We start from the raw sequence: 22,939 nt of genomic DNA, 5'->3' as shown, positions 1-22,939 counted from the left end.
CCGGTCGGGGCGCGGCTCGGTCAGGCGTGGGCCGCCTCCGCCGCATCTTCCAGTGCCGCGAGGGCCGCGGCTTCCTCGGTGATGTCGATGCCGACGGGGCACCAGGTGATGCAGCGCCCGCAGCCGATGCATCCGCTTTCGCCGAACTGGTCATGCCAGGTGGACAGCTTGTGCGTGATCCATTGGCGGTAGCGGCTTTCCGTGCTTTGGCGAAGCGGACGGCCGGTGGCGTAGGTGAAATCCAGCGAGAAGCAGCTGTCCCATACCCGCCGGCGCTCGGCGATGGTGCCGTCCAGGCTGGTCACGTCCTCGGTGTTGGAGCAGAAGCACGTGGGGCACTGGTTCGTGCAGTTGCCGCAGGACAGGCAGCGATCGGCCACCGCCTGCCAGTGCGGGTGATCCAGGTGGCGGTGCAGCAGGCCCGGTGTGTCCGCCGGCAGGGTGCGGATCTGCGCCGCCGCCGTGGCCTCGGCGATCGCGTCGCGCTGCGTGAACGCCGTGTCCGGCACGGGCGCAAGCGGCAGGCCGGAGAGGATTTCTGCACCCTTGCCGGAGCGCGCCTCCACCAGCCAGCCTGCGTCGTCGTCCAGCTCGGTCAGCGCGATGTCGCACGGGCTGCGGACGTCGGGGCCGGTTTCCATGGCCGCGCAGAAGCATGTGTCCCCGGCCTGCGCGCAGGTTGCGGCGATCAGCAGGGCATTCTCGCGCCGGCCGGTGTAGACGGGGTCGGCGAAGGTGCCGTTGTCGAACACCTTGTCCTGCCGCGCGATGGCCGCCAGGTCGCAGGGCAGCAGGCCCAAAAGCGCCTGCTTCGGCGGCGGCTCGGGCTTGGAGATCATCTCGAAGCCGTTGCCGGTGTCGCGCGCCGTCCAAAGGTGGGCTTCCGGCGGATGCAGGACCCGCTTCCACGGCAAGGCGGCGGGGGTGGTGGCGAAGCGGCGTGCGTCGTCGCGGCGGCGCAGGCGATAGGTGCCGGCCGTCTGGTCGGCGGTCCACCCGCGCGCCACCTGATCGAGGGCGGTGACCGGCGCGACCGTCAGGGCGTCGCCCTGGCGCACAGGGGCCAGGACCGTGTAGCCTCGGGCCGTCAGCGCATCGATGAGCGCCGACTGGTCGGCGGGGCGCAGGAGACCGGATACATCGTCCATGGCGCGTTCCCCCGATGGAGCAAGCCGATCAAGTCTAACCGAATATTAGAGGGAAGTGAACGATGGCTCGGGATAACCGACATGCGGTGATCGCAGGCCCGGTGGGATCGCCATGACCGGGCCCCGTACCGTCGACACCCCCGACCGCGCCGGTTCCGCCGTGTACCGCGGTCTTGATCAGGCGGCCCTGGATAGGGAATACCGGGCGCGCGACCAGGTTCCGGATTTCACCATCTACACCAGGCGCTACGCCGAAATGACGGCAGCCGCCCGTGCGAGCCTTGCCGTGCACGAGGGGCTGTCCTACGGCGACAGCGAGGCGGAGACGCTCGACCTCTACCCGGCGGGGGAGGGAGCGCCGCTGTTCGTCTATATCCACGGCGGCTACTGGCGCCTGCTGGGGCGGGAGGACTCGGGCTTCATGGCGCCGGCCTTCGTGCAGGCGGGCTGCGCGGTGGCGGCGCTGAACTATGGGCTGGCACCGGCGGTAACGCTCGACGAGATCGTGCGTCAGTGCCGGGCGGCGGTGGCTTGGCTGTGGCACAAGGCGGACCGGTTCGGCATCGACCGCCGGCGTATCGTCGTCGGCGGGTCGTCGGCGGGCGGTCATCTGGCGGGGATGCTCCTGGCGCCCGGCTGGCACGCCGAACTCGGTGTGCCCGAGGACGTCGTCGCCGGCGGCATGGCAGCCAGCGGGCTTTTCGACCTGGAGCCCATCCGCCTGTCGGAGATCAACAGCTGGATGAGCCTCGACGCCGAGACCGCCCGCCGCAACAGTCCGCTCTACAAGGTGCCGCAGGGCGTGGGCACGCCCCTGGTGCTGACCGTCGGCGCGCACGAGCAGGGCGAGTTCAAGCGCCAGACGGCCGAGTTTGCGGCGGCCTGGCGGGCGGCGGGCAACCTGGTGCACGAGGTGCCGGCGCCCGACCGCCACCACTTCGACGTGGTCCTCGACCTGGCCGACCCCGCAAGCGCGTTGTTCGAGGCGACCATGCGGATGACGGGCGGGGGCGGCCGCTGACGGCCTATCCGGTCTCTTCCGGGCGCTGCGCCGTCTGCGTCATCGTCGGGTCGGCGGGCGTGGCAGGCTTGAGCCCCGGCAGGGGAACCGCCGCCGACCGGACGCCGTGCTTGCGCGTGGGCAGGGGTGCGACCGCCACTTGCGGCGCGCTGGCGCGGCAGCCCTTCAGCACGATGTCGTAGACCGGGTGCTCCATCGCCGAAACCGAGGGAGAGGCCGAGAACATCCAGCCGGTGAACAGGTGAGGCGGCGCATCAGGGCTGTCGTCTGTCGACACCTGCTCTGGCGCCGGCACATCGCCGGAGGCCGACGCGCCGTCGGTCGGACGGCGGCCGCGCTTGATCACGCTTTCATCGCTGATCTCCAGGAATGCGGCGCTCTGCGGCGTGGTGGAGACGGTGGTGCGCTGGCAGGTGCGGACCATGACCGCCAGCCCCTGAAACTGGTCGCTGGTCCCGACGGGAATGATCAGTTCCCGTTCGCGCGCGGTGATCTTGTCCAGCGCGCCCAGAACGGCCACCTGCTGGGGCACGAACTCATCGGGCGTCACCGCCGACTGCGCGGCGGTCGTACCGGGCGAAAGGGCACTTGCCGCCACGACCGTGGCCAGCGCGGCGGCGACCCTCGTGATCGAAACTCGAGGGATGGGGCGCATGAAAAATCCTCCGTTTTCCGGTCAACGCCCGGGCGCCGCCGACGGTCGCGGAATGACTACGCGCCGCAACATTTTCGCCTCCGCCGTGCGGTATATCCTTTGACCGCGAGGGCGCAACCGTTAAGAATGCGCGCAAACTTGTCCGTTGGGCCGAGACCAAAGACCATGCGCATCATCCTCGCTGACGACCACAGTATCATCCGCGCCGCCCTGCGCGCCGTGGTCAGCGACATCGAACCGACCGCCGAGATCATCGAGGCCCGCTCGTTCCCCGAGTTGGAAGCCGCCGTGGCCGACACGCCCGAGGGCACGCCGGCGGCGGACCTTCTGGTCATGGATTTGCGGATGCCGGGCTACACCGGCCAGGATCAGGTGGGCGACCTCGTGCGGCGTCTGGCGCCGTGCCCGGTGGCGGTGTTTTCCATGACCGAGGACCCCGCCGCCATGCGGGCGACGCTTGCGCAGGGTGTGCGGGCCTTCATTCCCAAATCCACCGAGCATGCGGTCCTGGGCGGTGTGCTGCGGATCGTGCTGGCGGGCGGTACTTATGTGCCTCCCGAATTGGGCATGGCGCCGGCTGATGCGTCTGCCGGTGTCGGCGGGCCTGCCGCGGCGCCGGGATTTTCTGCTGACTCAGTGGGGCGCGGCGCCGTCCGCCCCGATCCGGTTGCCCAGCATCCGGTGGTCGCGTCGCTGACGCGGCGTCAGCGCCAGGTGATGGAGCTTCTGGGCGAGGGCCTGTCCAACGCCGAGATCTGCGAGCGGCTGGGCCTGAACCTGTCCACCGTCAAGGCGCACGTTTCGGGCGTGCTGCGGGCGTTGAACGTGGACAGCCGCACCCAGGCCGCCCTGCGCATCCGCGAGATCATGGGCTGGCAGTAGGCCGGCCCCTTTCCTTTATTCCACCATCACCGTGTCGCCGGTGGTGACGGTGCCGCCGTCCACCACCTCGCAGAGCACGCCGAAATGATCGTGGCCCAGGCCCTGCTTCATGGCCTTGTCCAGGTTCAGGTCGACCTCGCCGGTCTCAGGGTTGACCTCGGCGGCGGGGTGAACGGGCATGGCCTCGCGCACCCGCAGCGTCACCGGCCGCGGTCCGCCCGAGATGCTGGACGGTTGCCCACCCGCGGCGGTGATGCGGATGGTGTGGCCCACCCAGTCCAGCTCCTGCCAAGGCTGCGGGCCGTCGATCAGCACGTTGGCGCGGAAGCGCGTCGGGTCGACCGGCTTGCCTGCCACCCGTTCGATGTCGGCGACGCTCGCCCGGTTGATCAGCACCACGCCCGGCGTCTCGTGGTTGGCGAAGGTCTCGCCCGGCTTGGCGATGACGATGCGCGGGCCGCCGCGGGCCGTCTCCTTGAGGAAGGCGCCGAAAAAATCCTCCAGCATGGCCCGGCCGACGGGCTGGGTCAGGTCGCCGCGCGCCACTTGCCGGCCGCCGCGTTCCACGGTCATGACGTTCAGCTGGTCGATGAAGCGGGTGCGCAGGGTCGCGAGCTTCGGGCAGTCCGACAGGGTGATGAGGCTGGTGCGCGGCAGGCGCCCGATCACCGCATCGCCGCCCCCCGCCGCGCGCGAGGCTGCCCCGTGGGCCAGGGCGAAGACGTGATCGCCCTGCATGCCCCCGCCGGTTTCCAGAACAGCGTGTTCCAGCGGCTGGGGGCTCAGGGCCTTGACGGGGAAGCGGCAGAGGGCGGCGATATGCAATGTCATGGAAACTCCATTGAACAACTGGCCCGGCTTGTCAATGGGCGCGTGTCCGACAATGCGGAAAACCTCATCGTGGGCCTGCGGCGTTAAGGCCAACGCTTGTCGACGGGCGGCTGCTGCCGTCTCTTGCGGCGGATGCGCGCCGTCCCTATGTCCCTTTCAACCGTGAGGGGTTGTCGGTCGCCGATTACCGGGGCCTGCAACCTCGTCGCTGAGACGGGAGAGAGAAGACTATGGATTTCGAGAAGTTCACCGACCGCTCAAAAGGCTTCATCCAGGCGGCGCAGACCATCGCGCTGCGCCAGAACCACCAGCAGGTCACGCCGGAGCACCTTCTGAAGGCGCTGCTTGACGACAAGGAGGGGCTGGCCGCCAACCTGTTGCGATCCGCCGGGGCCGATCCGGTGAAGGCGCTGGAGGCCGTCACCGCCGCCGTCGACAAGATGCCCAAGGTTGAAGGCGCCCAGATGTACGTGGCGCAGGAACTGGGGCGTGTGCTCGACCAGGCGACGCAGGCGGCCGAGAAGGCCGGCGACAGCTACGTCACCGCCGAATACATGCTGCTGGCGCTCGCCACCTCGGGCACCCAGGCCGGCCGCGTGCTCAAGGACGCGGGGCTGACGGCCGATAAGCTGAACGGCGCCATCAAGGAGATGCGCCAGGGCCGCACCGCCCAGTCCGCCAGCGCCGAAGACCAGTACGACGCCCTGAAGAAGTACGCCCGCGACCTGACGGAAGCAGCCCGCGAGGGCAAGCTCGACCCGGTGGTCGGCCGCGACGAGGAAATCCGCCGCACCATCCAGGTCCTCAGCCGCCGCACCAAGAACAACCCCGTGCTGATCGGCGAGCCCGGCGTCGGCAAGACCGCCATCGTCGAGGGCCTGGCCCTGCGCATGGTCAACGGCGACGTGCCGGAAAGCCTCCAGAACAAGCGGCTTCTGGCGCTCGACCTGGGCGCCATGGTGGCCGGGGCCAAGTTCCGCGGCGAGTTCGAGGAGCGCCTGAAGGCGGTGCTGGAGGAAATCACCGCCGCCGAGGGCCGCATCGTGCTGTTCATCGACGAGATGCACACGCTGGTCGGCGCCGGCAAGGCGGAAGGTGCCATGGATGCGTCGAACATGATCAAGCCGGCGCTCGCGCGCGGGGAACTGCACTGCGTCGGCGCGACCACGCTGGACGAATACCGCAAGCACGTGGAGAAGGACGCCGCGCTCGCCCGTCGCTTCCAGCCGGTCTTCGTGCAAGAGCCGACGGTGGAGGACACGGTGTCCATCCTGCGCGGCATCAAGGAGAAGTACGAACTTCACCACGGCGTGCGCATTGCCGATGCCTCGTTGGTTTCGGCCGCGACGCTGTCCAACCGGTACATCACCGACCGCTTCCTGCCCGACAAGGCCATCGACCTCATGGACGAGGCGTCCAGCCGCCTGCGCATGGAAGTGGACAGCAAGCCCGAGGAATTGGACGAACTGGACCGCCGCGTCATCCAGCTCAAGATCGAGCGGGAGGCCCTGAAGAAGGAGACCGACCAAGCCTCGCGCGACCGGCTGGAAAAGCTGGAGAAGGAGCTTGCCGAGCTTGAGGGCGAAAGCGCCGCCCTGACCGCCCGTTGGCAGGCGGAGAAGGACAAGGTCGCGTCGGCCTCCAAGCTCAAGGAACAGCTGGATCAGGCCCGGTCGGAACTGGAGCGGGCGCTGCGCGACAGCCAGTACGAAAAGGCCGGCGAGCTTCAGTACGCCACCATTCCGCAGCTTGAGGCCAAGCTGAAGGAAGCCGAGCACCGCGAAGGCGACGGCGAAGGCACGTCGGGCAATTCCATGGTCAACGAGACCGTGACGCCCGAGCACATCGCCTCCGTCGTCAGCCGCTGGACCGGCATTCCGGTGGACAAGATGCTGACCGGCGAGCGCGAGAAGCTGCTGCGCATGGAGGACAACCTCCAGCGCCGCGTGGTCGGCCAGCGCGAGGCCGTGGTGGCGGTGTCCAACGCCATCCGCCGCTCGCGCGCCGGCATCAGCGACCCCAACCGGCCCATGGGCAGCTTCCTCTTCCTCGGCCCGACGGGCGTGGGCAAGACGGAGCTGACCAAGGCGCTGGCGGAGTTCCTGTTCGACGACGAGACGGCCATGGTCCGCATCGACATGTCGGAGTTCATGGAAAAGCACGCCGTCGCCCGCCTGATCGGTGCCCCGCCGGGCTATGTGGGGTACGAGGAAGGCGGCTCGCTGACCGAGGCCGTGCGCCGCCGGCCCTATCAGGTGGTGCTGTTCGACGAGGTGGAGAAGGCGCACCCCGACGTCTTCAACGTGCTGCTGCAGGTGCTGGACGACGGCCGCCTGACCGACGGCCAGGGCCGCACCGTGGACTTCCGCAACACGCTGATCGTCATGACCTCGAACCTGGGCAGCGACGTGCTCGCCAACCAGCCGGAGGGCGAGGATTCCAGCGTTGTCCGGCCCATGGTGATGGAGGTGGTGCGCGAGGCCTTCCGGCCCGAGTTCCTCAACCGCCTGGACGAGGTGCTGCTGTTCCACCGCCTGTTCCGCGAGAACATGGCCGGCATCGTCGACATCCAGATCCGCCGTCTGGCGAAGCGCCTGGAGGATCGCAAGGTCACCCTCAGCCTGGACGAGGGCGGCCGCCAGTGGCTGGCCGATCACGGCTACGATCCGGTCTACGGCGCCCGTCCGCTCAAGCGCGTGATCCAGAAGAGCCTGGAAAACCCGCTGGCAATGATGATGCTGGAAGGCCGCATCGAGGACGGCGAGACGGTCACCGTCACGGCCGAGGGCGGCAATCTGGTCATCAACGGCGAGGCCGTGGAGGCGGAAGCGGCCTGATCCAGGCCCGGTCCGGTCAAGTGGAAGGGGGAGCGGCACGGCGGCCGCTCCCCCTTTTCTTCACGCACGGTCAAACCGCCCGGGCGGTGTCCGCCGTCTGCTCCATGGCCTGCCAGGCATTGACCCAGCCCGGCACCTCGGGCGATGGAGCGTCGTGCCCCGCCGCGGCCACCGTCTCGGCCGGGCTCACGCGCTTGCCGCCGGCGGTGAAGACGGCCTTCACCATGGCCGAGCAGGCTACCGCCCCGTCGGCGGTGGTGATGGTCTGCTCCAGGTAGATCCAGCGGTCGTCCCAGTACAGCAGGCGGGTGGACAGATCGAAGCGCTGAAAGGGCTTGAGCGGCCGGCGGTAGCGCACCGTCGCGCCGCCAATCACGGCCTGCCACTTGTGGCGAAGCATCAACTTGTGCAGGCCGGTGCGGATGATGAGATCAGTCCGCCCCAGGTCCATGACCGACAGGTAGCGGGCGTTGTTCATGTGGATGTTGAGGTCCAGGTCCGTCGGCCAGACCCGGAAGGTCAGGGCCGAGGCCTTGAACAGCCCGATCCGCCGGCCGAGCAGGGCCCCGACAATGACCCGGAGCAGGCGAAGCCACAGGTTCATGGGTTTACGGGAGCCTCCATGCATCGGAAACCGGCCGCGGCCGGCGGATCGGGGTCGGGGAGGGCGGCGGCGCGGTCAGGGGCCGCCGCCCGGTCTCAGAACGCCGCTTCGTCCATCTCCATCATGGTCCTGGAGCCCGACATGATGGCGGCGAACAGGGCGCCGGTCTGGGGCAGCAGGCGCTCGAAGTAGAACTTCGCGGTGGTGATCTTGGCCTTGTAGAAGTCGGCCTCGTCGCCATCCAGGTTCTGCTTCGCCACTTCGACGGCGCGCACCCACAGGTAGCCCATGGCGACCAGCCCGAACAGGCGCATGTAGTCGGTGGCGGCAGCACCCGCCTCGTTGGGGTTGCTCAGCCCCTTCTGGGCGATGTACCCGGTGGCCTGCTGAAGACGGACGAACTGTTTCGCCAGCGGCAGGGCGAAGTCCTCCAGTTCGTCGTCATCCATGATGCGGTCGATGTATTCCGACAGCGGATGGAAGAACCGGCGCAGGTAGCGGCCCGTGTGGGCGCCCAGCTTGCGGCCGACCAGGTCCAGGGCCTGGATGCCGTTGGTGCCTTCGTAGATCTGGGCGATGCGGGCGTCGCGGACGTACTGCTCCATGCCCCATTCGCGGATGTAGCCGTGGCCGCCGTAGACCTGCACGCCCAGGTTCGCGACCTCGCTGCCCAGGTCCGTCAGCACGCCTTTGACGATGGGCGTCATCAGGGCGACGAAATCCTCCGCCTCCTGCCGGCGCTTGGGGTCCTGGCACTTCTCGGCGTAGTCCAGCTCCTGGCTGATCCAGGCTGCCAGCATCCGGCCGCCTTCCGTGTACGCCTTCATGGTCAGCAGCATGCGGCGGACGTCGGGGTGGACGATGATGGGGTCGGCCTTCTGCTCTGGCGCCTTGGCGCCCGTCAGGGCGCGGCCCTGGGTGCGCTCGCGGGCGTAGTCCACCGCGCCCTGGTAGGACGCTTCCATGATGCCGAGGCCCTGGACGCCGACGCCGAGGCGGGCGGCGTTCATCATGGTGAACATGGCGCGCATCCCCTTGTGGGGCTCGCCCACCAGCCAGCCGGTGGCCTCGTCGAAGTTCATGACGCAGGTGGCGGACGCCTTGATGCCCATCTTGTGCTCAATGGAGCCGCAGGCGACACCGTTGCGCGCACCGACCGATCCGTCTTCCTTGGGCATGAACTTGGGCACAACGAACAGCGAGATGCCCTTGATGCCCGGCGGCGCGTCGGGCAGGCGGGCCAGCACCAGATGGATGATGTTTTCCGTCAGGTCATGCTCGCCGGCGGAAATGAAAATCTTGGTGCCGGTGATCTTCCACTCGCCCTCGGCCGCGCCCGGTTCCGCCTTGGTGCGGATGAGGCCGAGGTCGGTGCCGCAGTGGGGCTCGGTCAGGCACATGGTGCCCGACCAGATGCCGTCCGTCAGCTTGGGCAGGTAGGTCTGCTTCTGCTCGTCCGTCCCGAAGCGCTTGATCGCCTTGTAGGCGCCATGCGACAGGCCGGGGTACATGCCGAAGCTCATGTTGGCGGAGCAGATCATCTCCTCCACCAGCGTGTTGACGCAGTTGGGCAGGCCCTGGCCGCCGTAGTCGGGATCGCAGGCCATGCCGACCCAGCCGCCCTCGCGGAAGGTCTCGTACGCCTCCTTGAAGCCCTTGGGGGTGCGGACCACGCCGTTCTCGAAGGTGCAGCCTTCCTCGTCGCCGCTGCGGTTGAGCGGGAACAGGACGCTTTCGCAGACCTTGCCCGCTTCCTCCAGCACCGCGTCCACGAGGTCGGGGGTCGCTTCCTCGCAGCCGGGCAGTTCCGTCACCTTGTCCGAGCCCAGAAGCTCGCGGTAGGTGAAGCGCATGTCGCGCAGGGGAGCCTGGTAAACAGCCATTGCTCGTTTCCTCTAATCTCGTGCTGACGCGAGGCGCCTTAATTCCGCAGCGGCTTGCCGGTTTCGAGCATGTGCTCGACCCGCGCCAGCGTGTCCGGGTGGCGCAGCAGCGTGTTGAACGCCTCGCGCTCCAGCTCCAGGACGTCGTCCTCGCTCAGCTCGACAGTCATGTCGGCGGTCTCGCCACCCGTCAGCACAGACGCCAGCGCGGCGGAGACCACCTCGTCGTGCGGCGTCGCCTTGCCCAGCTTGCGGAAGCCCTTCACCGCCATTTCCAGCGCCACCCGGCCGGTCTCGCCCGGCAGGCGGAAGACGGGTTCCTCCGGCGGGGTGTAGCCCTCGGCCAGCGCCAGCGCGCGAGCCTTGGCGTCGGCCAGCAGGCGGTAGCGGTTCATGGTCACGCCGTCGGTCGGGCGCAGGAACAGGTTGCTCTGCGCTTCGGCGGCCGACTTGGCGACGGTGGCGACGGAAATGGTCTCGAACGCCTTGGCGACCGGCGGCATGGGGCCCTTGGGCGCCTTGTTTGCCGCCCCCGCCTCGGTCCAGCGGGCGAGCATTTCCTTGCAGCCGCCCCAGCCGGGGATCAGGCCGACGCCCACTTCCACCAGGCCGATGTAGGTCTCGGCATGGGCCTGGACGGCATCGGAATGCAGCACGATCTCGCAGCCGCCGCCGAGCGCCATGCCGGACGGCGCGGCGACCACGGGGAAGGGCGCGTACTTCAGCGCCTTGTAGACCTGCTGGCCCTTCTCCACCAGTTCCTCGATCTGGCTCCACGCGGCCATGTTGGCGGCGAACAGCGCCAGGCCCAGGTTGGCGCCGACGGAGAAATTGCTGCCCTCGTTGTAGATGACCAGCGCCTTGAAGCCCTGCTCAACCACAGGGATGGACTTGTGGATGCACTTCAGTACATCCGGGTCCAGGCTGTTCATCTTGCCCGTGAATTCCAGGCAGGCGACGCCGTCCCCGATGTCCCACAGCGCGGCGGAGGACGTCTTGACCAGCGGCTTGGCCGTCAGCTTGATGTCGGCCAGCATGACCACGCCGTCGGGGCGGACCATCTCGCGGTACTGGCCGTCGGTGCCGAGTTGAAGGCGGGTGCCGCCTTCGATCTTGTAGAAGGTCTTGCCGGCCGCGGTCTCCAGCAGGGTGGGGACCGCCATGCCCTCGGACTTGAGCACCTGGATGAGCGTGTCGGCGCCGATCTTGTCGATCAGCTCGAACGGGCCCTGCTTCCAGTTGTAGCCAAGCCGCATGGCCTCATCGACGGCGTAGACCTCATCGGCTGCTTCCGGCACCAGCGCGGCGGCGTAGGCCAGCGTGCGGGCCATGACGGCGCGGGCATAGCGGCCGCCCTTGTCGGAGTGCGTGAGCAGCGCGGCGGCGCCGCCGGACTTGCCGGCGTCGATGCTTTCCAGCGCCGGCTTGACGGTCGGGCGGTATTCGCCGGTCTGGAGGTCGATGGCCTCCTTCACCTTAGCCCCGCCGGCGCGGTTGATGCGGTAGAACCCGCCCTTGCCCTTGCGGCCGGTGTAGCCCTCGGCAATCATCTTTTCCACCAGCGACAGGTCACGGTCGAGCTGGAAGAAGGCGTCGGTCTCGGGCAGGGCGCCGACCATGCTTTTCAGCACGTGCGGCATCAGGTCCAGGCCCACCAGGTCGATCAGCCCGAAGACGCCGGTCTTGGGAATGCCGAAGGGGCGCCCGATGATGGCGTCGGCCTCTTCCACCGTCAGGCCCAGGCGGCGGGCTTCCGTCACGCCGGCCAGCAGCCACAGGATGCCCAGCCGGTTGGCGATGAAGCCCGGCCGGTCCTTGCACACCACAACCGACTTGCCGAGCTTGTGGTCGCAGAACTCGGTGATGGCGGTCGCGGCGTCGGTGCGCGTTTCGGGCGCGGTCACCAGTTCCAGCAGGCGCATGTAGCGCGGCGGGTTGAAGAAGTGGGTGATGCAGAAGTCGGCCTTGAAGCCGTCCGGCAGTCCCTCCGTCAGCGTCGCCAGCGGAATGGTGGAGGTGTTGGACGACACCACGCTGCCGGCCTTGCGGACGCCGTCGATCTTGGCATACAGGCTCTGCTTGATGTCCAGGCGCTCGATGACGGCCTCGACGATCCAGTCGCAGTCGGCCAGCAGGTCCAGGTGGTCCTCGATATTGCCGGTCTGGATGAGCTTGGCGTTGCGCTTGTGCATGAAGGGCGCGGGGTCGGCCTTCAGCATCTTCTGCACCGCGTCCTCGGCGATGGCGTTGCGGTTGGCCGCACCTTCGGGGACGATGTCGAGAAGGACCACGGGGATGCCGGCGTTGGCGACATGGGCGGCGATGCCGGCACCCATGACACCGGCGCCGATCACCGCGACCTTCTTGATGGGGGTCTCGGTCTTGGACGTCATGGTCACACGGCCTCCAGGATGGTGGCGATGCCCTGGCCGCCGCCGATGCACTGCGTGGCGAGCGCGAATTGCTTGCCCTCGCGCTTCAGCAGCGCGGCGGCCTTGCCGGTGATGCGGGCACCCGTGGCGCCCAGCGGGTGGCCCAGCGCGATGGCGCCGCCGTCCAGGTTGGTCTTGCCGAAGTCCAGGTCCAGGTCGCGCAGGCAGGCGATGGCCTGGCTGGCGAAGGCCTCGTTCAGCTCCACGATGTCGATGTCCGACGCCGACAGGCCGGCGCGGGCCAGCGCCTTCTTGGTGGCGACGATGGGGCCGAGGCCCATGACCTCGGGCTTGCAACCGCCGACGGCGACGGAGCGGATGCGCGCCAGGATGGGCAGGCCGTTGGCTTTGGCGTAGTCCTCGCTGCACACCAGCGTCGCCGCCGCGCCATCGGTGAGCGGGCTGGAGGTGCCGGCGGTCACCGAGCCCTCGGCGTCGAAGGCGGGCTTCAGGCCGCCCAGGCTCTCGGGCGTGGTGTCGGCGCGGATGCAGCCGTCCTTGTCCACCGAGCCGCCGCCGGGGGTGGAGATCGCCACCATCTCGTCGGCGAAGCGGCCCTCGGCCTGGGCGCTCGCGGCGCGCTTGTGGCTCTCCACCGCGATGGCTTCCTGCTCGGCGCGCGGGATCTGGTAGACCTTGGCGACGTTCTCGGCGGTTTCGCCCATGCTCATGTAGGCCTGGGGCATCTGCTTGTAGAGGCCCGGGTTCGGCATGGGGTTGAAGCCCATGATGGGCACGCGGGTCATGCTTTCCACGCCGGCGCAGATGAAGGCGTCGCCCGCGTTCATCTGGATGGCGCCGGCGGCCTGGTGGATGGCCTGCATGGAGGAGCCGCAGAAACGGTTGACGGTGACGCCGGCGACGTTCAGCCCCAGCCCAGCGGAAAAGCCGATCAGGCGGGCGACGTTCAGGCCCTGCTCGCCTTCCGGGAAGGCGCAGCCGACGATCAGGTCTTCCACGTCATCGGTGTTGACCCCGGTGCGCTCCACCAGGGCGCGGACCACCTGGGCGGCCATGTCGTCGGGGCGGACCTTGGTCAGCGCACCCTTGTTCGCCAGGTGGAAGGGAGACCGGGCGTAGCCCGCGATCACCACGTTTTTCATCTGCGTCACTCCGTCCTCGTCCGTCTTTGCAGGGGAAGCGGCGCGGGCTGCGATCAGCCGGCGTCCGCCGCCGTCAGTCCTCGTTGGCCGCCGCCTTGGCGCGGCGCGGGCGGCGCCCCTTTGTGGGCACCTCGTCGAAGATCGCGTCGGGGTCGATGCCCTTGTTCTTCAGGGTGTCGACCACGACCCGCTCGATGTCCTTCAGTTCCTCCACGCTGGCCTCCAGGTCGCGGCGCTGCACCTCCAGCGCTTCCAGGCGCTCGTGCACCTTCTTGCGCAGCAGGCGAAGCTGTTCGGTCTGGCTGGTGTCGACCACATAGAGGTCCAGGAACTCCTTGATCTCGGCCAGGCTGAAGCCCAGCCGCTTGCCGCGCAGGATCAGCAATAGGCGCGCACGGTCGCGGTGCGTGTAGACGCGGGTGGCGCCGGCGCGCTCGGGCGTCAGCAGGCCCTTCGCCTCGTAGAAGCGGATGGCGCGCGGCGTGACCTCCAGCTCTTCCGCCAGTTCCGTGACCGTGTAGAACCGCTGCTGATCGGGCATGGTGGAAACTCCCCTTGTCGTTGGGGACGCGAAGTGACTTCCGCGTCTCTCTGTTGACGTATACGTCATCTGATGGGTCATGGGGAGTCCTTGATTACGCTACGTCGCACAAAAAAAGGGGAGCGGGGCGGGTGCGCGCGGCAGGCGAGGGGCCCAACGCCGCGCGCCCCGCGTCAGGTGCCGGAGGTGTCGCCGCGCTTGGCTTCTTCCTCGGCCACCAGTTCCTTGCGCGAGAGCTTGCCGACCATGGTCTTGGGAAGCTCGTCGCGGATCTCGATTTCCTTGGGCATTTCGATGCGGCTGACCTTGTCGGTCAGGAAGTCGCGCAGGCCTTCGGGCGAAACGTCGTCGCCGGCATCGTCCCGCAGGGTCACGAAGCACTTGGGCGCCTGGCCGCGGTAGTCGTCGGGGATGCCGATGCAGATGCATTCCGCGATGGCGGGATGCAGGTACAGGGCCTCCTCGATGGCGCGCGGGTAGACGTTGTAGCCGCCGGCAAGGATCACGTCCTTGATGCGATCCACCAGGAAGATGTAGCCGTCGCTGTCCACGTAGCCCACGTCACCGGTGTGCAGCAGGCCGTCGATGATGGTCTTTTCCGTGTCCTCGGGGCGGTTGTAGTAGCCCTTCATGACCTGCGGGCCGCGCACGCACAACTCGCCCTTCTTGCCCTGGGCGACCTCCTCGCGGCGGCCGTCCAGGTCGCGGATCTGAACCTCGGTGCCGTCCAGCGGAACGCCGATGGAGCCCGCCTTGACCAGCCCGCCGATGGGATTGCAGGTGACCACCGGAGAGGCCTCGGACAGGCCGTAGCCTTCCACCAGCGCGCAGCCGGTCAGGTCCTCGAAGCGGTTCTTGACCTCCACCGGCAGCGGCGCACCACCGCTGATGCAGATTTTCAAGGAAGACAGGTCGTGCTTCCTGATGTCGCCGCTGTTGTTGATGGCGGTGTAGATGGTCGGCACGCCGGGGAACATGGTCGGGCGCTTCTTGTCGATGCACTTCATCACCTGCGCCAGGTCGAAGCGCGGCAGCATGATGATCTCGGCACCGATCTGGGTGGCCAGGTTCTGGGCCACCGTCATGGCGAAGACGTGGAAGAAGGGAAGCACCGCCAGCATCCTCTCCTCGCCGTCGCGCACGTCGGGGATGACCCGGCGCAGCTGCTCGCAGTTGGCCGTGATGTTGGCGTGCGTGAGCATGGCGCCCTTGGGCACGCCCGTCGTGCCGCCGGTGTACTGCAGCACGGCGATGTCGGTCTTGGGCGAGATGGAGGGCTTCTTCGGGGCGCCCGTGGCGGCGATCACCTTCTCGAAGGGCACGTGCCGCAGGTCGTCGGGGATTTCCGCGCATTCGCTGCGCTTGAGCACGGCGAACAGGATGCTCTTCACGCCCGGCAGGGCGCCGGTCATGGAGCAGGTGACGATGCGCTCGAGGCAGGTGTGCTCCAGGCACGCCGCGACCTTCGGGTAGATCTGCTTGAGGTCCAGCGTCACCATCAGCTTGGTGCCGCTGTCATTGATCTGGTAGGCCAGTTCCCGTTCCACATAGAGCGGGTTGTAGTTCACCACCGTCCCGCCGGCCCGCAGGATGGCGAAATAGCAGATGGTGTAGTACGGCGTATTGGGCAGGCACAGGCCGACGCGCACGCCGGGACCGACGCCCAGCTGCTGGAAGCCCTTGGCGGCGCGCTCCACCAGCGCCCAGGTCTCGCCGTAGGTGTACTTCTTGCCCAGAAAATCCAGGTACGGCGCATCCGGCACGCGGGCGGCCGTTTCTTCCAGAAGGGCGTGCACCGGCTTGGGAACGATGGGGGCGCCGCGCTCGTGCTCGCGTCCGGGGGCGATGTCGGCGCCGCCGCCGGAGGGCTGCGGCGTGGCCTGGTTGTCGCGGGTGATGGTGTCGCTCATCGGGTCACCTGTGGGCTACCGGTTGGCATCCCAGGACCTCCGGGCGCTCCACCCGAGCCTGGGGGGAGGGGAGGCCGGGCGGTTGACGCCCGGAGGCCTGGAAACACGGTGGTCAGACTGAAGTGGGGCGTGCGCCCTAGAACTTCACCCTCACCTGAGCGCTGATGATGTCGATGGCGCTTTCATACTTGCCCGACACGTTGTGCTCGTAGGGCGGGTTCGTGCCCTCGTTGTCGAGGTCGATGCGCGCCTCGTCCACCCAGATGTGGGTGTAGGCCAGGTTCGCTTCCCATCCCGGCATGAACTCGTAGCCGGCGCCCAGGGCAACCCACGTGCGGTCGGCATCGGGCACGCGCGGGGTGCGGGTCGCGTCCGGCACCGGGCTCTGGTCATAGGCGACACCCAGCTGCAGCTTCAGCTTGTCGGTCGGCTCGTAGGTGGCACCGGCCGAGAAGAACCAGGTGTCGTCCCAGTTCTCCACCGTGCGGCTGAGCGGCGTCGTCGCACCCTGGCGGAACACGCTGAGTTCCTCGAACACCGACCACTCGGTCCAGGCGACCTCGCCCATCAGCGCAAGCTGGTCGTTGACCTCGTGGTAGAGGCCCAGCGAGGCCGTGGCCGGCAGGTTCAGTTCGGCCCGCCCGCCGCTGTTGGGGAAGGCCCCCGCCAGGGCGCCGGGCACGTTGGTGAACTCCACGTCGCCGTCCAGCTCGTGCGTAATGCCCGAGCGGTAGCTGAGGCCGACGCGGGTGGTTTCCAGCGGCTGGAGCATGATGCCCAGGGTGTAGCCGACGGCGAAGTCCTCACCGGTGACCTTGGTCTTGCCGTCGTTGAGGCCCGGCGTCAGGCCGGGGATGCCGAGACCGGCGCCGATCGTTCCGAAGTCGACGGCCTTGGTCAGTTCCGCCTCGGCGTGCTGGACCACGGGTCCGCCGCCGACCGACAGCCAGTCGTTGACCTTGTAGGCCACGGTGGGCTGGATCGCGATGGTCCGCAGGTCGGACTTCAGCGCGTGGTACCGTCCGACCCAGTTGTCCGAGTAGTCGGTGACGAGGCCGAAGGGCACGTTGACGGCCAGACCGATCTTCCAGTCGTCGCTGACGTCGTACATGGCGTAGGCGGCCGGGATCATCGCATCGTCGATGGCGTCATCCTGCGACCGCGCCCCGGGCAGGGCGGTGCCGTCCAGTCCGGTGCCAGTGCCGGCGAAGGTGGCGCTGTCGGCCTGGAACTCCGCGCGGGGGATGATGTAGCTCATCACCGCCTGGCCCTGGTGGCCGGACAGCGCCGTCATGCCGGCGGGATTGAAGAAGATGGTCGACAGGTCCTGCGCCTTGGCGGTGGAGCCAGCAAAGGCGTTGCCCAGTCCCTCGGCGCTCTGCTCCTTGAGCTGGAAGCCCGAGGCCTGGGCCTCGGCGGCCAGGCCGACGGCCGTGACGGCGGCCAGGCCGACGACGGGGGCGAGACGCGCGCCTCCCACGAACTTACGCATTCCGTGATCCTCCCTGCGATCGTTGTCTCTGCGCGCCGCCTTCGGGTGCGGCGTCTTCATTGACCTCTACAGTATACGGGACGTGAGTTACGTCAAGGGATTTTGCATGACGTATACGTCACCCGCCAGTGAGGCCTTTTCACCGTTGATAATGATGCATCTCGAAAGGGCTACCAACAGAACATTAAGCTGCGGTGCGACATGACGTTTGCGTCATGTAAAAGACGCAAGGGAAATCAGGAGGTGCGCGACGGCCCCCGTTCTCGCCGACGGTCGACAGAGCGCGGTGGGCGGTGCGGCGGCAGGCGTGTTGAGGGGTTGCGAATCGGCGCGCGGCGCGTTTGCATCAGGCGCGCCACCACACGGAGGACCCATGACCGACGACGTCTCGCCCCAGCCGCCCGCCCCGCCGGTCCTCGCGCCCGAGGAGGCGGCGGCCCATCCGTTCTGGCGCTTCTCGCTGTCGGTCTATGGCCGGGCGGGCGTGGCCGAGGCGGCGCTGGCCCTGCAGAACCGCCGAGGCGCCGACGTCAACCTGCTGCTGTTCCTGCTGTGGCGGACGGCATCGGGGCACGACGTGTCGGACGCGCTGTTGTCCCGGGCGGCGGCCGTGTCGCGCGACTGGCAGGCGGCCGTCGTCGGCCCCGTAAGGCGGGCGCGCAAGGCGGTGAAGGGGATGGGCGGCCTCTATTCGCGCCTGAAGGAGACGGAACTGGCGTGCGAGCAGGCCGAGCAGATGGCCCTGGCCGGGCTGGTGGATGACACCGCGTCCGAAGCCGCCGCACCGGTGGAAACCCGACGCCTGGCCGCCGAGACGGCGCTGCGGGCCTATCTGTCGACGCTGCCGGGCACGCCCATGGCCGGCGAGGAAGAAGCCCTGGAGGCCCTGGTGCGCGCGGCCCTGGCGGAGCGTTGAAGCGCGCAGGGCGCGTGCCGGTCAGTCCACGCGCGGGCGCGCATCCTCCATCAGCTTCACATAGATCAGGGCGGTCATGAGGGCGTCGTTGAAGGCGTCGTGCGCCCCGCGCTCGGGCAGGCCCAGGTCCTCCATGATGCTGGCGAAGCGCAGGTCCACGGTGCCGGTGTAATCGTGCGCGCCCGCCCGTTTGATCGTGCGGTCGTAGTACATGGCCGAAACGTCCGTCTGCCGGTTGGGCAGGCCGACGCCCAGCCACGGCCGGAGGTATTTGTTGACCATGGCGACGTCGAATTCCAGGTAGTAGCCGACCAGCGGGCGACCGCCGACGAAGCGCAGGAAGGTATCCAGCGCCTCGTGCACCGGCAGGCCGCCGGCGACGTCCATCTCGCGCAGGTGATTGACCTTGATGGCGTCGGCGGGCACCGCGCGCTCGGGCCTGATGGTCAGCTCCAGCCGTTCGCTGGTGAGGATGCGGTTGCCCTTGATCTTCACCGCGCCGATGGACAGCAGTTCCGCCGTCGCCGGCTCCAGGCCCGAGGTCTCGCAGTCGAAGCACACCGCCTCGTCGCTGCCGTCGGGCTCGAACAGGAAGGTGTACTCCGGGTCCTTCAGCCGCCGGCGGCCGAGAGCGCGCTTCATGCCGTGCAGGATGACGTTCATGAGAAGGCCGCCAGCTTGTAGCGGTGAGAGACCTTTGCCTTGAACTCCTTGACGATCAGCAGGCTGTCCTTCAACACGTCGCGCTGGAGTTTATGCAGGGTGCGGGTCTGGATGAAGTTGTCGCCGTCCTCCGACCCCGTGGCCTGACGCTCCAGCCGGCCCTTCAGGCGCAGGTCCAGCAGGAAGGCGAAGGCGTCCGAGAGGTTCTGCGCGAATTCGCGCTCAAGCTCGCCGATCCGCGCCAGTTCCTCGATCCGCTGGAAGGTGTTGGTGTCCTGCACGTGCTTTTCCAGCGCCATGGCGCGGATGCCGTGGACAATGGGGAAGATGCCGCCCTTCTTGATGTCCAACTCGCCGGCCTGGGCATGGCGGTCGGTTCGCAACTGGTGGAACAGGCCGATGGGCGTGTCGAACATGGTCACCGGCCGTGCGAAAAAGCTGAAGAACGCCTGGTTGTCCGTCAGCCGTCGGAACAGGCTGTCGCGGATTTGTGCCAGCAGGGCCGGGTCGCCCGCCACGTAGGCGCTGTCGGTGAAGGCGGCCAGGTTCAGGTGGCCGAATTCGCTCGGCACATTGATCCAGCGGTGCAGGGCGTCCCCGTATTCGCTGACGGTGCGCACCCACTCGGGGTTGGTCACCATCATGTTGCCCTTGCACGGCGGGTAGTCGAAGGCCAGCAGTGCGCGGTTGAAGTTGCCGCAGAAACCGGCGATCAGTTCCGGGCGGATGCCGTGGCCGTCGCGCAGGATCAGGGCGTTGTCCTGGTCGGTGCGCAGGATCTGCTCGCCGCGCCCCTCCGACCCCATGACGATCAGGCAGGCGTGGTCGCGGATCTCCGGCGGGGCCAGGAACTCGAACAGCTTGGCGAAAATCTTCCGGTTGAGCGCCGTTACCAGTTCGGTGACGTGGCGGATCTTCACGCCCGACCCATGCAGGGCGGTGACCAGCGGCACCATGCCGTCGGCGGCGCGGCGCAGGTCCTCGATCGTCTGGGCGCGGTCGACCTGGGTGGTCACCAGATGGCTGTGGCTGGACATGAACGACAACAGATCGATCAGTTCAAGCACGCCGTGAACGCGGCCGTCCTTCATCACCGGCAGGCGCTTGACGCCGTGCCTGGTCATGAGGATCTGGGCGTTGAACAGAAAATCCTCGGCATCGATCGTGTGGATGTCGAAGGTGGCCGCGTCGCCGATACGCATGTCCAGCGGCTGCTCGTCGATAAGCACCGCCTCGCGGATGTCGGTGCCCGACAGCACGCCGAGCCGCCCGTCGAAGCCGGTGACCAGCAGGCTGGTGGCGCGCTTCTGCTTCATCAGGCGGGCGGCCTCGCGCAGGGTCAGTTCGGCCGGCGCGGTGATGGGCGGATGCAGGTACGCCTCGTCGACCCGCGCGATCATGAACGACGCCATGCCGCGGTTCGAGGCCAGTTGCGCCTGGGCCTCCAGCCGCTCGGTCAGCGACTGGAAATAGAAGCGCTCGAAGTCCGCGTTGTCGGCCACCAGCGTCAGGAAGACCTTGCGCGGCAGCATGTAGGCGATGACTTCCTCGGCCGCCTCGAACCTGTTGGCGGGCGCCTCGTCCTTGATGAGCGCCATGGTGTCGAAGGCGTCCTTGGCCGAAAAGGTGTTGACGATCTCCTCGTCGGGGTCGCGCTCGACCGCGTGGCCCTTGATGATGACGTAAAGGTGGTCCGGCTTCTGGTCGGCGGCAATAATGACGTCGCCGCTGCGGAAGTAGGCGATATCCAGGGCGTCGACCACCGCCTCGCGCTCGCGCGGGCGCAGGCGGTCGAAGGGCGGCACGGAGGAGTCGAACATCTTGGGCATGGGCGGAGCGTGTCCCTTGTCACTGGCCGGCGGCGTCGCGTCTGTGGGCGTGCCGCTGAGATTGCACCATGAAACCCGCGGCAGAAAAATGCCCCGGATGGCATAGGGCCGTCCGGGGCGGAGAGGGCAAGCGCATCGTCCACGCCGGGGAGGGAGGGTGACTCGCCGCTCCCCGGCCGGATCGTCCCGTCAGTGGGACGACGCGCCCTCGGCACCGATGCCCGTCTGCGACCGGACGTACTGGTCCTCGAACAGGATCGCCTCGTTCTTGCCGCCCTCGGACTGGTCCATCTTGGAGATGAGGAATGTCGCGAGGAAGGCGGCCGAGATCGACCACAAAGCGGGGTACTTGGAGGGATAGATGGCCTCTTCGAACCCGAAGATGGCGACCCACACCGTCGGGCCCAGCACCACCAGCGTCACGGCCACGATCAGGCCGATGAAGCCGCCGTACAGGGCGCCCTTGGTGGTCAGGCCCTTCCAGAACATGGACAGGAACAGGATCGGGAAGTTCACCGACGCCGCGATGGCGAAGGCGAGGCCGACCATGAAGGCGATGTTCTGCTTCTCGAACGCGATGCCCAGGATGATCGCGACGACGCCAAGGCACACGGTGGTGATCTTGGAGACGCGGATTTCCTGCTGCTCGGTGCAGCGGCCCTTGCGGAACACGCTGGCGTACAGGTCGTGCGACACCGCCGAGGCACCGGCCAGCGTCAGGCCCGCGACCACGGCCAGGATGGTGGCGAAGGCCACGGCCGAGATGAAGCCCAGGAAGAAGTCGCCGCCGACAGCTTCGGCCAGGTGGATGGCCGCCATGTTGTCGCCGCCGATCAGGCCGCCTTCACCGGTCATGAACTCGGGCTTGCCCAGCACCAGGACGATGGCGCCGAAACCGATGACGAAGGTCAGGATGTAGAAGTAGCCGATGAAGCCTGTGGCGTAGAAGACAGACTTGCGGGCTTCCTTGGCATCGCCGACCGTGAAGAAGCGCATCAGGATGTGCGGCAGGCCGGCGGTGCCGAACATGAGCGCCAGGCCCAGCGAGATGGCGTCGACGGGGTTGGAGACCAGCCCGCCCGGCGCCATGATGGCCATGCCCTTGTCATGGACCTCGGTGGCGGCGGTGAACAGGTTCTCGAAGCTGAAGCCGTAGTTCCACATGACCATGACGGCCATGAAGGTCGCGCCCGACAGCAGCAGGATGGCCTTGATGATCTGCACCCAGGTGGTGGCCAGCATCCCGCCGAACATGACGTAGGTGATCATCAGCGCGCCGACGATGAACACGGCGATGATGTAGTCCAGGCCGAACAGGATCTGGATCAGCTTGCCGGCGCCAACCATCTGCGCGATCAGGTACAGCGCGACGACGGTCAGTGTGCCGCAGGCGGCCAGGATGCGGATCGGCTTCTGCTCCAGGCGGAAACTGGCGACGTCGGCGAAGGTGAACTTGCCCAGGTTGCGCAGCCGCTCGGCGACCAGGAACAGGATGACCGGCCAGCCGACCAGGAAGCCGATGGAGTAGATCAGGCCGTCGAAGCCCGACGCGAAGACCAGCGCCGAAATGCCCAGGAACGAGGCGGCGGACATGTAGTCGCCGGCGATCGCCATGCCGTTCTGGAAGCCGGTGATGCCGCCGCCGGCGGCGTAGAAGTCCTTGGCGCTCTTCGTCTGGCGGGCCGCCCAGTAGGTGATGCCCATGGTCGCCACGACGAAGATAAAGAACATGATGATGGCGGTGACGTTGGTGTCGCGCTGGACGACCTCGCCTTCCAGCGCGCCGGCGGCATGGGCGAGCGCGGGCAGGCAGAGGGACGACGCGCCGGCCGCCGCCGCGAGAACGCGGGTGGTGATCGGCTTCATTTACTTCGACTCCTCGATGATCTGGCGGGTCAACTCGTCAAACTCGCCATTGGCGCGCTTGACGTAGATGCCGGTCAGCAGGAAGGCGGAGACGATGATGGCGATCCCGATGGGAAAGCCGACGGTGGTCTTGGCCCCCTCCCACAGCGGCGCGCCCAGAGAGGCCGGCGCGAACGCGATCACGAGGATGAAACCGTAATAGATGGCAAGCATGACGGCCGCGAGAGTCCAGGCAAACGTGCTGCGCTTGCGGCACAGTTCCTGGAACTTCGGGTTCCGCCTTACCTTTTCATGGATGCTAGCGCTCATATGGAGGCCCCCTTGTC

18 protein-coding genes are annotated in these 22,939 nt (G+C 67.8%); 4 read left to right on the top strand and 14 right to left on the bottom strand.

Annotation, left to right across the window (positions count from 1 at the left end; translation table 11 throughout):
- Positions 1–20: 20 nt before the first annotated feature.
- Positions 21–1,148: a 4Fe-4S dicluster domain-containing protein gene (locus C882_RS08745; RefSeq protein ID WP_009540219.1), complete on the bottom strand. Its 1,128-nt coding sequence runs from the start codon at positions 1,146–1,148 to the stop codon at positions 21–23.
- Between the two features lie 112 nt (positions 1,149–1,260).
- On the opposite strand from C882_RS08745, the gene C882_RS08740 reads away from it, so the two are divergent.
- Positions 1,261–2,169, top strand: coding sequence for an alpha/beta hydrolase (locus tag C882_RS08740; RefSeq protein WP_009540218.1), 909 nt, complete (start codon positions 1,261–1,263; stop codon positions 2,167–2,169).
- A 4-nt stretch (positions 2,170–2,173) separates the two neighbouring features.
- On the opposite strand, the gene C882_RS08735 is transcribed toward C882_RS08740, so the two are convergent.
- The gene (locus C882_RS08735) at positions 2,174–2,824 is read right to left on the bottom strand and encodes a DUF2155 domain-containing protein (RefSeq protein ID WP_043644460.1); all 651 of its coding nucleotides are present in this window, start codon (positions 2,822–2,824) and stop codon (positions 2,174–2,176) included.
- A gap of 165 nt (positions 2,825–2,989) precedes the next feature.
- Between C882_RS08735 and C882_RS08730 the strand changes: the two genes are divergently transcribed.
- Complete coding sequence (locus C882_RS08730) at positions 2,990–3,706, top strand: response regulator transcription factor (protein WP_009540216.1); 717 nt, start codon at positions 2,990–2,992, stop codon at positions 3,704–3,706.
- 15 nt (positions 3,707–3,721) lie between these two features.
- On the opposite strand, the gene C882_RS08725 is transcribed toward C882_RS08730, so the two are convergent.
- Entirely contained in the window at positions 3,722–4,537 is an 816-nt protein-coding gene (locus C882_RS08725; protein ID WP_009540215.1) for an MOSC domain-containing protein, read from the bottom strand.
- A 230-nt stretch (positions 4,538–4,767) separates the two neighbouring features.
- Between C882_RS08725 and clpB the strand changes: the two genes are divergently transcribed.
- Positions 4,768–7,374: an ATP-dependent chaperone ClpB gene (gene clpB / locus C882_RS08720; protein ID WP_009540214.1), complete on the top strand. Its 2,607-nt coding sequence runs from the start codon at positions 4,768–4,770 to the stop codon at positions 7,372–7,374.
- Positions 7,375–7,444: 70 nt separating this feature from the next.
- Here the strand turns inward: clpB and C882_RS08715 are convergent, their stop codons facing one another.
- From C882_RS08715 to C882_RS08685, 7 genes are all read right to left on the bottom strand, one after another.
- Positions 7,445–7,978, bottom strand: coding sequence for a thioesterase family protein (locus C882_RS08715; protein WP_009540213.1), 534 nt, complete (start codon positions 7,976–7,978; stop codon positions 7,445–7,447).
- 95 nt (positions 7,979–8,073) lie between these two features.
- A complete protein-coding gene (locus C882_RS08710) occupies positions 8,074–9,861 on the bottom strand; it encodes an acyl-CoA dehydrogenase C-terminal domain-containing protein (RefSeq protein WP_009540212.1) in 1,788 nt (595 codons plus the stop codon).
- Between the two features lie 38 nt (positions 9,862–9,899).
- On the bottom strand, positions 9,900–12,254 hold the full coding sequence (locus C882_RS08705) for a 3-hydroxyacyl-CoA dehydrogenase/enoyl-CoA hydratase family protein (protein WP_043644457.1): 2,355 nt from the start codon (positions 12,252–12,254) through the stop codon (positions 9,900–9,902).
- 2 nt (positions 12,255–12,256) lie between these two features.
- Positions 12,257–13,396, bottom strand: coding sequence for a thiolase family protein (locus C882_RS08700; RefSeq protein ID WP_009540210.1), 1,140 nt, complete (start codon positions 13,394–13,396; stop codon positions 12,257–12,259).
- A gap of 73 nt (positions 13,397–13,469) precedes the next feature.
- A complete protein-coding gene (locus C882_RS08695) occupies positions 13,470–13,937 on the bottom strand; it encodes a MerR family transcriptional regulator (protein WP_009540209.1) in 468 nt (155 codons plus the stop codon).
- Between the two features lie 173 nt (positions 13,938–14,110).
- Complete coding sequence (locus C882_RS08690) at positions 14,111–15,847, bottom strand: long-chain-fatty-acid--CoA ligase (protein WP_009540208.1); 1,737 nt, start codon at positions 15,845–15,847, stop codon at positions 14,111–14,113.
- Positions 15,848–15,983: 136 nt separating this feature from the next.
- Positions 15,984–17,339 (bottom strand): OmpP1/FadL family transporter, encoded by a 1,356-nt coding sequence (locus tag C882_RS08685; RefSeq protein WP_009540207.1) that lies wholly within the window; start codon positions 17,337–17,339, stop codon positions 15,984–15,986.
- 373 nt (positions 17,340–17,712) lie between these two features.
- Between C882_RS08685 and C882_RS23090 the strand changes: the two genes are divergently transcribed.
- Entirely contained in the window at positions 17,713–18,255 is a 543-nt protein-coding gene (locus C882_RS23090; protein WP_009540206.1) for a TIGR02444 family protein, read from the top strand.
- Positions 18,256–18,276: 21 nt separating this feature from the next.
- On the opposite strand, the gene C882_RS08675 is transcribed toward C882_RS23090, so the two are convergent.
- The 4 genes from C882_RS08675 to C882_RS08660 all read right to left on the bottom strand — a co-directional run bounded on the left by C882_RS08675 (position 18,277) and on the right by C882_RS08660 (position 22,922).
- A complete protein-coding gene (locus C882_RS08675) occupies positions 18,277–18,918 on the bottom strand; it encodes a 3'-5' exonuclease (protein WP_009540205.1) in 642 nt (213 codons plus the stop codon).
- Entirely contained in the window at positions 18,915–20,747 is a 1,833-nt protein-coding gene (locus C882_RS08670; RefSeq protein ID WP_009540204.1) for a putative nucleotidyltransferase substrate binding domain-containing protein, read from the bottom strand. The genes C882_RS08675 and C882_RS08670 overlap by 4 nt, the downstream gene beginning before the upstream one ends.
- Positions 20,748–20,936: 189 nt before the next feature.
- Positions 20,937–22,613: a cation acetate symporter gene (locus C882_RS08665; protein WP_009540203.1), complete on the bottom strand. Its 1,677-nt coding sequence runs from the start codon at positions 22,611–22,613 to the stop codon at positions 20,937–20,939.
- Positions 22,614–22,922, bottom strand: coding sequence for a DUF485 domain-containing protein (locus C882_RS08660; protein ID WP_043644456.1), 309 nt, complete (start codon positions 22,920–22,922; stop codon positions 22,614–22,616).
- Positions 22,923–22,939 lie beyond the last annotated feature (17 nt).

This window comes from Caenispirillum salinarum AK4 (genome assembly GCF_000315795.1).
GTDB classification, from domain to species: Bacteria; Pseudomonadota; Alphaproteobacteria; order Rhodospirillales; family Rhodospirillaceae; genus Caenispirillum; species Caenispirillum salinarum.
This window is presented reverse-complemented; position numbering and strand designations above follow the sequence as displayed.